Below are 14,803 nucleotides of genomic sequence, written 5' to 3'. Positions count from 1 at the left end.
TTCGTATGAAGAATAAACTTCAGGAATGGATTATTGAGACGGATATAATTAAAATGCAAGAGGCTCTGGAAGCAGGTTTAATTACCTCAGAGGATATAGTTCAAGTATATTTGGAGCGGATCCATAAATACGATATAGACATAAACTCTATTTTAGAAATAAATCCAGAGGTTATACAAATCGCGCGAGCACTCGATAAAGAACGAGCAGAAAAAGGGAGCCGCGGGAGCCTGCACGGTATTCCTATTGTATTGAAGGATAATATAGACACCGCGGATAAGATGCATACGAGTGCCGGTTCTGTAGCTTTAGCTGGATCAATTGCGGCAAAAGATTCATTTGTAGCGGCCAAGCTTCGATTGGCGGGGGCTATTTTACTTGGGAAGGCGAATATGTCGGAGTGGTCTAATTTTATGTCTAGTACAATGCCTGCGGGATATAGCTCGCGGGGAGGGCTTGTACTGAATCCGTATGGACCTGGGACGGTATTTGTCAGTGGTTCCAGCTCCGGGCCTGCGGCAGCCGTAGCAGCGAATCTGGCAGCAGCAGCGATCGGAACGGAAACCGCAGGATCTATTGTCGGTCCAGCCAGCCAACATGCTCTTGTCGGAATCAAACCTACGGTGGGATTAGTGAGCCGTTCTGGAGTCATTCCCATTTCAGTAAGCCAGGATACCCCTGGGCCTATAGCTAGAACGGTTACAGATGCGGCAATTATTTTAGGGGCGTTAACCGGAGTGGACGACAACGATTCAGCAACATTTTCAAGCGAAAAATACGCTTATACAGACTATACTTCAAGTTTAGATAAAAGCTTTATACGACAAGCAAGAATAGGTATTCCACGGCATTATTATAAGCATTTAGACGCTGAGAGGCTTGCAATTATGGAAGCAGCTATCTTGACCTTGAAGAATGAAGGGGCTACCCTTATAGATCCTGTCACAGTACATGTTGAACAACAGAATTGGAATAATGATGTGATTTGTTATGAATTTAAAAAAGGGCTCAACCAGTATTTAGCACAAGTAGATGATTCCGTTCCGATTCACTCTTTGCAAGAATTGATAGCCTATAATGAAAGACATGCTGAGATTGCCTTGCAATATGGGCAAGACACCCTGACAAGATCAGAAGAAGTAACATTAACTGAAGAGGCCTATCAAGAGAAGAGACAAGAATACAAGGAATTAGCGCTTGAGCAAGGAATAGATTATGTGTTGGAGCAATATAGTTTAGACGCGTTATTGCTGCCTGGTGATGTAGATGGCATGTATATTGCGGCACGCTTAGGTTATCCATTAGTTACCGTTCCGGCGGGATATGTATCTCAAGGCATTATTGATGCGGATGGGGATTCGACCAGGGGACCTTTTGGTGTTGTTTTTTCCGGAAAAGCTTATAGCGAGCCTACGCTCATAGCCTTAGCATACGGGTTTGAACAAGCTACGTATCACCGGATTCCACCTCAATTGGAGTAGAATTAGGCTAACTTAGAATAGAAGGAAGCGATCAGTTTGAAGTATTGCCTGGAATGTGGGACAGAGTTAGTAATGAAAGAAAATGAAGGGGAAGGGCAGGTACCTTATTGTAATGCGTGTGAAATGTTCCGATTCCCTATTTTCAGCACGGCGATTAGTACAGCAGTATTAAACAGGGAGAAAAACAAGATTTTATTAATTCAGCAATATAATCGGCCAGACTACATATTACTCGCAGGATACGTGAACAAAGGTGAAGATGCGGAAACGACTCTCGTACGTGAGGTAAAAGAAGAGGTAGGACTTGATATTGTCGCTTATGAATATATGCGCAGCTTGTACTTCGCACCATCCAATACGCTAATGCTGAATTTTATAGGTGTTGCAGATTCGGAGGACTTGAGCCAGGTGAGTACTGAGGTTGATCATGCTGAATGGTTTACTTTGGAAGAAGCCGCCAGAGCGATTAAAAAGAACAGCCTAGCCGAAACCTTCTTACTGGCGATTATTGAGAAATTGAACGCGGGACAGGTACAGGTCAATCCGGTAGCTGTTGGAGGAAAGTAAAAAGGAGCCGTGAGGCTCCTTTTTATTGTTTCATGTAGGGGGTCTAGTTTATTTAAGCTTATACACACGAGCTTCATAAGGACGAAGCTGAATTGTGTTTAGTTCTTCTTCTGGATTTACTTCGTAATTGGCAATAAGCAATGCCTTCGCTTGGAACTTCACAGTAGAAGGAAGTTCGAAGGTCGCAGGCTCTCCGAAGAAATTCAATACAACCAGTAGCTGTTCTTCTCCAAGAGTACGCAGATAAGCATATACCTGTTCATTCTCCTCAGCCAGAATTGTATAATTTCCGTATACGATAATTTCATGCTGCTTGCGCAGCTCAATAAGTCTCTTATAATAGTAAAAAATAGAATCAGGATCAGCCAGCGCCTGCTCCACATTAATTTCCTTGTAATTAGGATTTACGGCTAGCCAAGGAGAGCCCGTCGTGAAGCCTGCCTGCGGCTCGGCGTTCCATTGCATCGGCGTACGGCCATTGTCCCGGCCTTTAATGTAAATGGAGTTCATGATTGCTTCTTCCGAATGTCCGGCAGCCAAGTATTCTTTATACATATTCAAGATTTCAATGTCTTTGTAATCGTTGATGGAATCAAACTGTACATTCGTCATGCCGATTTCTTCGCCTTGATAGATGTAAGGTGTGCCTTGGAGCGTGTGCAGCAGTGTTGCCAGCATCTTGGCAGACTCTTTCGGATATAACTTATCATCTCCGAAGCGGGATAACATACGCGGCTGATCGTGGTTGTTCATATACAGACTGTTCCAACCTTTACCGTCCAGCGCGATTTGCCATTTGGAAATGATGGACTTGATGTCCGCCAGCTTCCAAGGCTGCACATTCCATTTGCCTCCAGGTCCGGAATCGACGTCCATAAGCTCGAAATGGAATACCATGTTCAGCTCGTTGCGATCCTCGGAAACGTACAACGAAGCCTCCTCGGGAGTGACATTAACGGCTTCGCCCACTGTCATGATATCGTACTTGGACAGGACCTCACGGTTCATTTCCTGCATATACTCATGTACGCGTGGTCCGTTAACGAAATAGTCTCCTCCGAAGTGGTACGTAGGCTGTTCTCCGTTATTTTCTGGGGCAACGCTAGGTAATTCCGGTACTTTGGAGATCAAGTTGATTACATCCATACGGAATCCGTCAATGCCCTTGTCCAGCCACCAGGTCATCATATCGTAGACTTCCTGGCGCAGCTTAGGATTATCCCAATTCAGGTCGGGTTGCTTTCTCGAGAAGAGATGGAGGTAATATTCCTCCGACTTCTCATCGAATTCCCAAGCCGAACCGCTGAAGAAGGAACCCCAGTCGTTAGGCTTCTGTCCGTCCTGGCCCGGCCGCCAGATATAATAATCACGATAAGGATTATCCTGCGATTTGCGGGACTCCACGAACCAAGCGTGCTCATCAGAGGAGTGGTTGACCACAAGATCCATAATCAGCTTCATGCCGCGGCTGTGAAGTCCAGCTAGCAGTTCCTCCCAATCAGAGAGTGTTCCGAAATCATCCATAATACTTTGATAGTTACTGATATCATAGCCGTTATCGTCGTTTGGCGACTCGTATACCGGGCATAACCAGACTACGTCGACGCCAAGCTGATTTAAATAATCGAGTTTCGAGATAATGCCCTGCAGATCACCGATGCCGTCCCCGTTACTGTCTTTGAAGCTGCGGGGGTAGATTTGATAAACTACGCTTTCTTTCCACCATTTCTTATCCATGTATAACTCTCCTATCTCTCTATATAAATCTTAGTTATTTAATGGACCCTGATGTTAGTCCACTGATAATCCATTTTTGCGCGAACAAATAAACCACGAGCATCGGGGATAAAGCAAGCAGATACGAAGCAAAGGCTAAGTTGAAATCTGTGCTGAATTGACCTTGGAAGACATACTGTACAAGCGGAAGTGTGTATGAATCCTGATCACCTAGCAGAATCAACGGCAGCATAAAGTCATTCCAAGTCGACAGACAGGAGAGGATACCAATTGTTGCACTGACCGGAGCAAGAAGTGGGAAAATAATCTTCCAGAACGTTCCGAATGTCGTTGCACCATCTACTGTGGCAGCTTCCTCTAGCTCATAAGGAATAGAGCGGATATAGCCAGTGTATACAAACACGTTAAAAGCCAAGCCATAAACAATGTATAGAATAATAAGACCCAGAATGTTGTTCATATGCAGATCCGTTGTCACTTTGACCACAGGCAGCATAATAATCTGGAAAGGAATAAACATTGCGCTGATAAAATAAAAGTAGAGCGCTTTGAAGAATTTTCGGTTCATATTGCGGGCAATCGCGTAGGCTACCATGGAGTTGGTAAGCAAGATGAACACTACTGATGTTATTGTGATCGTGGCGCTATTTCCTAAGGCGTTGAAGAAATTGGTTGCCTTAATGGCATTGGCGAAGTTCTCAAAATGCAGGCCAGTCGGCAGTGAAAAGATGGATTGAGCCATTTCCTCGGGATTTTTTAGCGCGATAGCAATAGTCATGTACAGCGGAAAAAGGATCAGTAGTGAGCCTAGCGCGATAAGAATCGTTGCAGGCCAGTTGCTTGATTTTTTGATCATAAGTCCATCTCCCGTTTCTGCAGAAATTTAAGCTGAAGGGCGGAGATCACAACGATCACGATAAAATAAATCACGGCGTTCGCCGATTGATAGGCAAATTCTCCGCCTTGGAAGCCGCCTGTATAGATTAAGTGGGCAATGGATTGTGTTGAACGTCCAGGTCCCCCACCTGTCAAGGCTACGATTTGGTCGAATACCATTAAGCCGCCCTTCATCGCCAGCACCATGTTGATCGTGAAGAAGGAAGCAAGCATTGGAAAAGTAATGCTCCAGAATTCTCTCCAGCGGCTAGCGCCGTCCAGATTGGAGGCTTCGTAAAGATCTTGCGGAATCGTCTGTAGACCTGCCAGATAGAGAATCGTGTTATAAGCAATTCCCTGCCAAACGGCTACAATGACGATACCGATCCAGGCCCAATCGGAGTTGCCGAGAATGTTCTGCGAAAGGAATTCGCTGCCAAGCTTCTCGCCCCAGATAGGGAATACATTTGCGAACAAATAGTTGAAAATAAAGCCGACAATCAGCACGCTGAGGATATTTGGCAGGAAATATACACCGCGGAAAAAGTTTTTGGCTTTAATCTTGGCGTTAAGCCCAAGCGCAATCAACAAACTGATGATGTTGATGAGAATAGTTGTTAAGATGGCATATTTAAAAGTGAACACATATGAATTCAGCACATTTTCGTCTTGAAAAATGTTAATGAAGTTCTTAAATCCTACGTAATCAAAGCTGTCACTGAAGCCGTCCCAGTTAGTGAACGAATAATAAATACCCTGCAGTGCAGGAAAGGTGTGAAAGGCAAAGAAAAGAAGCAATGCCGGTATAGTCATTAGATAAAAGGCGACTCGGCGTTTGGCCATCATGTAATCCTCCTTGGAAAAGAGAAAGAGAAGGGGGAGTCCCGTTCTCTTTCTCGGCTCTTATTTGTCAGGTCTCGTTATTTCCGGTCAGCTACCTTATCCCATTCTTTATCAAGCTGTTTCAGGTACGCATCAACATCTTTCTTTTGCAGGAAGGCTTGATTGATGGTATCCACTTTCATTGCACTTGGGATGTAGTGGTCCGCAAAGTCGGCCAAGTTACCTGAGGTAAATGCTGCTTTGAAGCCGTCCATTGTTGGATCATCTTGAGTTACACCTTGCACAGCTGGGAATGCTTTTTGCTCGTTAATGTAGAGGCTGACATTCTCAGGCTGGAGCAGGAATTCAACGAATTTTTTAGCTTCTTCTTTATGTTTAGTGCTCTTAGAGATAGTCAACAATGTGTCTACGCCAGAAATGACCTTATTGTTAGCAGCATCATTTGTCGCTGGGAAAGGGAATACACCAAGCTCAATGGATGGATTAGCCTTCACGATTTCTGGGATCGCCCATACCCCTTGCAGATACATTGCAGATTCACCTTTAGCGAAAGCTGTGTTGCCGTCATTGTAGCCTTTTCCAAAAATATCTTTTTGACCGAATTCCGTCAGCTTAAGCAGCTTTTCAGCAATTTCGGTGAAGCTGTCTGCGAAAGTCACAGTACCTTCAGTACGTTGCTTGAAGAAATCATTGCCTTTAATGATTGTAGAGAGGGAGTTGAACGGCGTAAGGGTTGTCCAGGAATCCTTAAGGGTCAGGTAAAAAGCATTTTTACCGCTGTCCTTGAACTTTTGAGCGACGGCAATGAACTCATCCCAAGTGGTTGGCACGGTAACGCCGGCTTCAGTGAACATCGCTTTATTGTAAATGACACCACTTGCGTTCGAAGAGAATGGAAGACCATTCAGCTCGCTCGAACCTGTCAGGTCTTTCAGCATTTGAACATAAGCAGGCTGGATATTTTCAGCAAGTGGATCACTTGAGAAGTCTTCAAACAGACCACTTCCGGATAATGTTTTGTAGGTGTCAGTGGCACCGATACCGACCACGTCAGGGATATCTTTTTTAGCTGCACGAGTCTTCAGCACTGTTTCGGCATCCGGTGGGTTCACTTGAGTGACTACGATGTTCGGATTGGCTTCATTAAATTTCGCAACCAGCTTGTCGAAGGTGGCTTTGGCTTCGGTCTTATTTTGGAAAAACTCGATTTTTACCTTGTCACCGGAGGAGTTCCCGCCGCTAGATGTGTTGTCAGCCGCATTGTTACCACTATTGCTACCGCAGGCGCTAAGCACGGACATAGCCAGTAGACTAACCATTACGGGTTTAATTGTTTTTTTCATGATAAATCCTCCTAATAATGTGTTGGTATTATGGTGAATTTGATAAGAGTAAACGTTTACGTTGACGGCAAACTTAAATGATGTTCGTGTTCTTCTAAGCGACGGGTATGCAATAAAGTGAACAGTAAACGTTTACGTAATATTGATAAAAAGACTTAGGTAAGCGATCTTACCGTTTGTCTTTCCACAATTGTGTGATCGACAATCTGGCTGTTGACAGACTCGCCTGTTTCAATCATCTGAATGAGCTTCTCCACGGCGATCTTTCCAATATCGTACAGCGGTTGGCGTACTGTTGTTAAAGGCGGAATAACCATTTTGGCTAATCCAAGATCGTCATATCCCATAATGGAGATATCCTCGGGCACGCTTAGACCATTTTTGATAACGGTGGAGAGGGCACCAATCGCCATTTCATCACTAGCAGCAAAAACGGCAGTCACATCAGGCGCTTGCTCCAAAAGAGTCTCCATAGCTATACTTCCGCTCTCATACAAAAAATCTCCGTAAGCAAGATAGCGGCTGTCAAAAGGAATACCATTTGCTTCAAGCGCATGCTTATAACCTTCTGCTCTTGGCGCACCAGCGATAAGATCGCTAGGGTTTCCACTAATCATGGCTATTTTGCGGTGACCTTTTGAAATTAAGTAGAGGATAGCGTCAAAAGCTGCTCGATAATCATCTACTTTCACATAAGGGACCTTGGCGAATTCTGTTTGGGAAGAGACCAATACAACGGGGATCCTCATGGTTTCGAGCACATCGTAATATTCTTTCTTAAGGACTTCACTAGAAAAAATAATGCCATCAACCTGTTTCTCTCTCAGGAGCTGTAAGTACTTCAACGTTCTTTTACCGTCCTGATCGGTATTGCATACCATCACACTGTAGTTCCGGTCATTGGCCAATTCTTCAATACCTTTGAGCAGATCGGAAGAGAAAGCACCAGAAACACTAGGGAACATAACACCAATGGTTTGTGTACGCTTATTGATTAGACCCCGGGCAATCGCATTGGGTTGATAACCAATTTCTTTGATCGCCTCATTTACCTTTTGTTTCGTTTTGTCCGAATACCCACTTAAATTGTTTAGCACGCGAGAGACTGTGGCAATGGAAACGTTCGCTTTCTGTGCAACATCTTTAATCGTTGGGTTCATTCCTATGAGCTCCTTAAACTACGGTTATCCTTGAATTAAACGCTTACGCTGATGAGAGTAAGTTATGAAAGAAGAGAACGTAAACGCTTACCCCGAATATAAATGCTGGTAGGCGCTTTTGTCAACTGTACCTAAAAAATAAAAAAATGATCAAAACTACGCAAGAGCAGTAATCTTTAAATAGGAATGAAACCAATGAATATACCAAAAATTTACTTAGAAATATCGGAATTGACAAAAGAATATTGGAGGTCTAACATTTAGAGAGTAAACGCTTACGTAAAATTTTAAAATATGGCATGCAAGCCCTGGTTATAATGATTTACTCGGATAAGGAGTTGCATTTATGAATATTTATCTCGAGATTCCGGATGTGGATAAGCACTTTCCTTACCGCAGTTTACTCTGCAATGGTGATACGTTGTGTTATCCGCATTGGCATAAAGAAATTGAAATTATCTATGTTACCAAAGGAAGCCTGAATCTGGGAATTAACGATACCCCTATTCACATGGAGCAGGGCGAAGTCCAGTTTATCAATGGTGGGGATGTGCATTATTTTCTCTCTTCACCTGAGAGTGAACGGGTAGTGATTCAATTTGACCTGAATTTGTTTCAAGAAGTAGCCGCTTTGAACGGTAATGACTACTCACTTCGTGAGGTCTTTACGCTTATGGAGTATTCCAGTTCTAGATGGCCCGTGGCAACTGCCGCGAAGGTCAAAGGGCTGATTGAGAGTATTTACGAGGAAGATGTACAGCGAAGAGAAGGATATGTTTTTCTAATCAAGGCTAGATTGTTTGAACTGCTGACCGTTATTCTACGGGAGGTACCGAAGAGTCCGATCAAGAAACAGCCTAAGTTCTCGGAAGATACACTGAATCAATCCAGAGAAACACTGGAGAGACTAGAGCGGATTTTTATCTATGTGGAGCAGCATTACCAGGAGGCTATTACGCTGAATGAGGTAGCTAATTATATGGGTTTTAGTCCTTATTATTTTACCAAATTGTTCAAGAAAAACACGGGCATGACCTTTATCGCGTTCTTAAACGAATACCGGCTTAACAAAGCCAAATGGATCTTGATCAATGAAGATCTGCCGATGTCTGCCGTGGCGGAGGCAGCCGGGTTTGGCAGCGTGAAGACCTTCCATCATTTTTTCAAGGAAGCAACGGGAATATCACCGCTGAAATACCACAAGACAATATTCGGGAATAATACAGCAAGATTGCAGGAAGAAAGCCCTTCCTCAGCTTTGTATGATAGAGATATCAAAACAGGAATAAGTGGAGGTTAGACCAGAATGACTTTAACAGTAGGAATTATCGGCTGCGGAGGTATTGCGAACGGCAAGCACATGCCCGCGTTAAAAAAAGTAGAAGGTGCGCGAATGGTTGCTTTTTGTGATATCGTCGCTGAACGTGCCGAGAAGGCAAAAGCGGAGTTTGGAGATGAGCAGTCCGTAGTTTACACAGATTATAAAGAGCTTCTTAACGATGCAAGTATAGATGTGATTCATGTATGTACGCCGAACATTTCCCATGCGGAGATTTCCATTGCGGCTATGGAAGCAGGCAAACACGTAATGTGTGAGAAGCCGATGGCTAAAACCACGGCAGAAGCACAAGCGATGATCGAGGCCTCAGAGCGAACTGGGAAAAAGCTGACCATCGGTTATCAGAACCGTTTCAGACCAGATTCAGCTTATCTGCATGCGGTATGTGAGAATAATGAGCTTGGTGAGATCTATTACGCCAGAGCTAAGGCTATCCGTCGTCGCGCGGTCCCAACTTGGGGTGTGTTTTTGGATGAAGAAGCGCAAGGCGGCGGTCCGTTGATTGATATCGGCACTCATGCGCTCGATTTGACCCTGTGGATGATGGATAATTACAAACCTAAATATGTCGTGGGCAACGCTTATCATAAGCTGTCCGGTCGTAAAAATGCTGCAAATGCTTGGGGCCCGTGGGATCCTGAGAAGTTTACAGTGGAGGATTCCGCCATTGGATTCATCACTATGGAGAATGGGGCTACCATCGTCTTAGAAGCAAGCTGGGCACTGAATACACTCGATGTCGGTGAGGCCAAAACGGTACTTTGTGGGACTGAAGGCGGAGCAGATATGGAGAAGGGTCTGCGCATTAACGGAGAAGCCTACGGTAAAACCTTTGAAAAGTATATCGGTCTGGATGCCGGTGGCGTCGACTTTTATGATGGTGCAGGAGATGATCCTGCGGTGATAGAGGCAGCTCAGTGGATTGACAGCATTGTAAATGACACCGAGCCTGTAGTGAAGCCGGAGCAGGCGTTGGTTGTGACTCGCATCTTGGAGGCTATTTATAAATCCTCTGAAACTGGTATGCCTGTGTTTTTTGAATAATCAAGCAAATTCGATGGTCATAGATAAATATGAACTAGGAGCGTGTCGCAAGTGACAAGAGTAACCGTATGGAATGAATTCCGTCATGAACGTCAGGAAGAAAGAATTCTTAAGGTCTATCCGCAAGGTATTCATGGACAACTGGCAAGTTTTCTGCAAGAGGCAGGACTGGACACTCAGACAGCTACGCTGGATGAACCAGAGCACGGACTGACGCAAGAGGTATTGGATAACACGGATGTACTGATCTGGTGGGGACATATCGCCCATCATGAAGTAAGTGATGAGATTGTAAATCGTGTACATGCGCGAGTGCTGCAAGGTATGGGACTTGTAGTGCTTCATTCGGGCCATATGTCCAAAATCTTTATGAAATTAATGGGCACCAGCTGCGATCTGAAATGGCGTGAAGCTGAGGAGAAGGAGCGTCTGTGGGTCATGGACCCAAGTCACCCGATTGCTGAGGGCATTGGTGAATACATCGACTTGGAGCAAGAGGAAATGTACGGTGCGCATTTTGATGTGCCAGCACCAGAGAGTCTTGTATTTGTCGGCTGGTTCGAAGGCGGCAACGTCTTCCCAAGCGGATCGACCTACCGTAGAGGCAGCGGGAAGATCTTTTATTTCCAGCCTGGTCATGAATCTTATCCAACCTATTACAACAAGGATATTCAAAAAGTTATCATCAATGGCGTGAACTGGTGTGCACCAACGAAACGTGACTATCCGGTTTACGGACATTCTGAAGCCTTAGAGCCTATCAAAGAAAAGGTGGTCGTATAAATGAAATTAGGCGTATTTGATCCTGTATTTGGAAGCTTGAGTCTTGACGAGATGTTAGATAAAATCGCCGCCGCAGGTTTGAATGCGGTAGAGATCGGCTCGGGCGGTAATCCCGGTAATGCTCACTGTCCGACAGATGAGCTGCTTGCCAGCGAGTCAGCACGTCAAGAATATTTGGAAAAGTTCACGAAACGTGGCATTATGATCAGTGCCTTCAGTTGCCATAATAACCCGATTTCACCAGATAAAGAAGAAGCCCGCGCCGGGGATGAAATTCTCCGTAAATCGATCAAGCTGGCTTCACTCATGGGTGTTAAGGTCGTGAACACTTTTTCGGGAACGGCTGGGGACAGCGATGAGGCAAAAGCACCGAACTGGCCAGTCACACCTTGGCCTACCGTGTACAGCGACATCAAAACCTGGCAGTGGGAACATAAGCTGATCCCTTACTGGAAGGAAATCGGCAAGCTGGCCGAGGAGCATGGCGTTAAGATCGGCATCGAGCTGCATGGCGGCTTTCTGTGCCATACCCCTTATACGATTTTGAAGCTTAGAGAAGCAACCTGCGATGCTATCGGAGCCAATCTGGATCCGAGCCATCTGTGGTGGCAAGGTATTGATCCTGTAGGTGCTATCAAGATTCTCGGTAAAGCTGGCGCGATTCACCATTTCCATGCCAAGGATACTTACTTGGATCAGGACAACATCAATATGTATGGTCTGACCGATATGCAACCTTATGGCGATGTGCAGACCCGCGCATGGACCTTCCGCTCCGTTGGTTGCGGTCACAGCATATCTGAGTGGTCAGATATCATGAGCGCGCTGCGCACTTACGGTTATGATTATGTGGTGAGCATCGAGCATGAAGACCCTCTTATGACGGTTGACGAAGGCTTCCAACGTGCAGTAACCAATTTGCAATCCATTCTTATTCATGACCAGCCTCAGGGTATGTGGTGGGTGTAAGGTCGAATTAGAAAGCCTTGATTCTCTATTTAGAGAATCAAGGCTTTTTTTGCGTGTAGTGGGGATGGGGGGGGAGAGTGGAAGAGCGGAAGAGCGGAAGGGAGTAAAAACGAGCTGGCAAAGAGATAGGGAGGAGGTAGGGACGAGTAGGAGCTAATAAGAAACGAACTAGAAACTAACTAACTACCAATCAAAAATGAACTAGTTTGCTAACGGACTCAGATGCAGCTATTCGCGACTTTTAGACCTTTTTGAGCAAGTTTCGGACCCGAGAGACCTTATTGTTCCTGAAAAGCAAGAAATTCGAGGTGTTTGAGCAAATAACTGCGCTGGAGTCCGATAGCATCTCAAAACAGCGGATTTGTTGCAAATAGGGTCTCTGGAGTCCGCGACTTATGCGCTTATGCGCTAGCTGATCTTCGACGGTAAAATCGTAGTTAGTTTGGAGGCTGGTGAGTTGAGCTTCGGGATAATGGGATACGGGCAAATGTGCAGCGCAGTTAGTTTGGGGCTGGAGCGTCAGGAGCGTGGTGGAGATGTGGTAGAGATGTGGTAGGTAACTGTGCTAACGGACTTAGATGCAGCTATTCGCGTGTTTTAGGGTTTTTGGAGCGAGTTTCGGACCCGAGAGACGTTATTGGTCGTGAAGAGCAAGGAATTCGAGGGTATTTGAGCAAATAACTGCGCTGGAGTCCGATAGCATCTCAAAACAGCGAATTTGCTGCAAATAGGGTCTCTGGAGTCCGCGACTTATGCGCTGATGCGCTAGCTATTTTCAACGGTAAATCGTAGTTAGTTTGGGGGCTGGTGCGTTCAGCTTCGGGAGAATGGGATACGGGCAAATGTGCAGCGCAGTTAGTTTAGGGCTGGAGCGTCAGGAGCGTGGTGGAGATGTGGTGGAGTTGTAGTGGAGATTTGGTGGAGTTGTAGTGGAGATATAGTGGAGATGTGGTGGAGATGTGGTAGGTAACTGTGCTAACGGTAACGGGCAAATGAGCAGACGCAGAAATGTATGAGACATAGGGCAGAAATGATAGAGACATAGGAAAGAACAAGGCAAAACTGTGCTAAGGACTCAGATGCAGCTATTCGCGTGTTTTAGGGTTTATGGGGCGAGTTTCGGACCCGAGAGACGTTATTGGTCGTGAAGAGCAAGGAATTCGAGGTGTTTTGAGCAAATAACTGCGCTGGAGTCTGAAAACATCCCAAAACAGCGCAATAGTTGCAAATAGGGGCTCTGGAGTCCGCAACTTATGCGCTTATGCGCATGCTGATCTTTGCGTATCTAAAGATCGGCTTTTTGTCGTGCATTCACTGGTTACAGTATTGCAATCTCTGCGTCAAGCGGGAGTGGACGAGTTGAAAAGAATAGGTACAGGCTGGTACGCAACATATTTGAAATGATTTCGTCTTTATATAACGGAGGTGGAGCAAGATGAATTTATGCTTTTCGGGAGGCCGGTTTCAAACTTTTTTACAGCGGAACATTAAACTGATGCTTGTATTTGGACTTTTGTTCGCTGCTTGCTTTACAGGAGTTGGAAGGGTGGAAGCTGCTGGCTCAGATCTGATCATCGTGAACAAAAAAACAAACAAACTCGCGTATTTCAGTGACGGCAAGCTGGTGAAGACTTTTCCGGTTGCCACAGGAAAGTCGAAGGAACTGACGCCAGAAGGTAGCTTCAAAATGGTGGTTAAGGTAAAAAACAGACCCTACTACAAAGAGAAAATTCCCGGTGGGGACCCGGCCAATCCGCTTGGCGACCGCTGGCTGGGGCTGGAAGTGAACGGGACCTATGGCACGACGTATGCGATTCACGGCAATAATAATGAGTCATCGATAGGGAAGTATGTTAGCGCCGGTTGTATTCGAATGCATAATGATGATATTCATTGGCTGTATCCAAAAGTAGCCAAGAATACTCGAGTTATCATTACAACGAGCACACTGGCTATGGAGAATATTGCAACTAAAAACGGGTACTCTGTGGGAAGTAATAAGTTTGCGGGGACTTTTGAGATCAATGGGACGACAACAAAGCTGAAGGATCCTTTTATATTGGAAAATTCCCGTGTGTTTGTTCCGCTGAGAGAATCCGTGGCCTTACTGGGTGGTACTTTGCAGAGTGAAGCGGGGACAGGAGCACTGATAATTACGATCGGCAATCGTACGGTGACACATAAGCCATTATCCAATAAGGCTATTGTGAATGGGAAATCCATTACGATTTTACCGTCACGCAATGAAAATAACCGATTACTAATTCCGCTGAGTATCCTGCCTGATTTATTTGCTGTTCAGGTGCAGTGGAATGCGCAGACTCAGGTGGTAAAGATTAAGTTATAATTGTTCTTGGCCTTTTATTTCTGATTTAAATTGTTATATACTGTACTTATTCTAAAATACGGACAATTACGGAGGGCCACCGACTGATGAATAACTAACACGTTTCCTGAAACAGACCATAAAGTTTGTGAAGTGCATATGCACAAGTCACGGAGCACCCGCGCAGGGTGATAACGGTCAGGGATACGTGTGTCGGTCGGGGGTCTTACGATGCTTTTATATGGATAGTTCTATCTATTGTGTTGGTTTACTCTGCATCCAGCAGGTGAACACGGCCGTAGTCTATCCATGTCTGGGCACATTCCCCCTTCATA

The 14,803-nt window shown here is 45.1% G+C and carries 12 protein-coding genes; 7 read left to right on the top strand and 5 right to left on the bottom strand.

Features of this window, described 5'->3' with window-relative positions; genetic code table 11:
* The first annotated feature begins 5 nt into the window (after positions 1–5).
* Positions 6–1,481, top strand: coding sequence for an amidase family protein (locus tag MHI15_RS17685; protein WP_076282059.1), 1,476 nt, complete (start codon positions 6–8; stop codon positions 1,479–1,481).
* A gap of 36 nt (positions 1,482–1,517) precedes the next feature.
* Positions 1,518–2,048, top strand: a complete 531-nt coding sequence (locus MHI15_RS17680; protein WP_076219685.1) for an NAD(+) diphosphatase — start codon at positions 1,518–1,520, stop codon at positions 2,046–2,048.
* 48 nt (positions 2,049–2,096) lie between these two features.
* Here the strand turns inward: MHI15_RS17680 and MHI15_RS17675 are convergent, their stop codons facing one another.
* From MHI15_RS17675 to MHI15_RS17655, 5 genes are all read right to left on the bottom strand, one after another.
* Positions 2,097–3,785 (bottom strand): glycoside hydrolase family 13 protein, encoded by a 1,689-nt coding sequence (locus MHI15_RS17675; RefSeq protein ID WP_076219686.1) that lies wholly within the window; start codon positions 3,783–3,785, stop codon positions 2,097–2,099.
* Between the two features lie 34 nt (positions 3,786–3,819).
* Positions 3,820–4,641, bottom strand: coding sequence for a carbohydrate ABC transporter permease (locus tag MHI15_RS17670; RefSeq protein WP_172628781.1), 822 nt, complete (start codon positions 4,639–4,641; stop codon positions 3,820–3,822).
* Entirely contained in the window at positions 4,638–5,504 is an 867-nt protein-coding gene (locus MHI15_RS17665; RefSeq protein WP_038568998.1) for a carbohydrate ABC transporter permease, read from the bottom strand. The genes MHI15_RS17670 and MHI15_RS17665 overlap by 4 nt, the downstream gene beginning before the upstream one ends.
* Before the next feature lie 77 nt (positions 5,505–5,581).
* On the bottom strand, positions 5,582–6,847 hold the full coding sequence (locus MHI15_RS17660) for an ABC transporter substrate-binding protein (RefSeq protein WP_076129561.1): 1,266 nt from the start codon (positions 6,845–6,847) through the stop codon (positions 5,582–5,584).
* Positions 6,848–7,002: 155 nt separating this feature from the next.
* On the bottom strand, positions 7,003–8,007 hold the full coding sequence (locus tag MHI15_RS17655) for a LacI family DNA-binding transcriptional regulator (RefSeq protein ID WP_036680403.1): 1,005 nt from the start codon (positions 8,005–8,007) through the stop codon (positions 7,003–7,005).
* A gap of 346 nt (positions 8,008–8,353) precedes the next feature.
* On the opposite strand from MHI15_RS17655, the gene MHI15_RS17650 reads away from it, so the two are divergent.
* The 5 genes from MHI15_RS17650 to MHI15_RS17630 all read left to right on the top strand — a co-directional run bounded on the left by MHI15_RS17650 (position 8,354) and on the right by MHI15_RS17630 (position 14,489).
* Positions 8,354–9,307, top strand: coding sequence for an AraC family transcriptional regulator (locus MHI15_RS17650; protein ID WP_076195168.1), 954 nt, complete (start codon positions 8,354–8,356; stop codon positions 9,305–9,307).
* Positions 9,308–9,313: 6 nt separating this feature from the next.
* Positions 9,314–10,390 (top strand): Gfo/Idh/MocA family protein, encoded by a 1,077-nt coding sequence (locus MHI15_RS17645; protein WP_312150345.1) that lies wholly within the window; start codon positions 9,314–9,316, stop codon positions 10,388–10,390.
* 51 nt (positions 10,391–10,441) lie between these two features.
* A complete protein-coding gene (locus tag MHI15_RS17640) occupies positions 10,442–11,173 on the top strand; it encodes a ThuA domain-containing protein (RefSeq protein ID WP_038569006.1) in 732 nt (243 codons plus the stop codon).
* Positions 11,174–12,142 (top strand): sugar phosphate isomerase/epimerase family protein, encoded by a 969-nt coding sequence (locus MHI15_RS17635; protein WP_036680409.1) that lies wholly within the window; start codon positions 11,174–11,176, stop codon positions 12,140–12,142.
* A gap of 1,435 nt (positions 12,143–13,577) precedes the next feature.
* Positions 13,578–14,489, top strand: a complete 912-nt coding sequence (locus tag MHI15_RS17630) for a L,D-transpeptidase family protein (protein WP_076129557.1) — start codon at positions 13,578–13,580, stop codon at positions 14,487–14,489.
* The last annotated feature ends 314 nt before the right edge of the window (positions 14,490–14,803 follow it).

This window comes from Paenibacillus sp. FSL H7-0918 (assembly GCF_038007025.1).
In the GTDB taxonomy this organism is placed as follows: domain Bacteria; phylum Bacillota; class Bacilli; order Paenibacillales; family Paenibacillaceae; genus Paenibacillus_AQ; species Paenibacillus_AQ odorifer.
The sequence above is the reverse complement of the archived record's forward strand: the minus strand, read 5'-3'. Positions and strand labels throughout refer to the sequence as shown.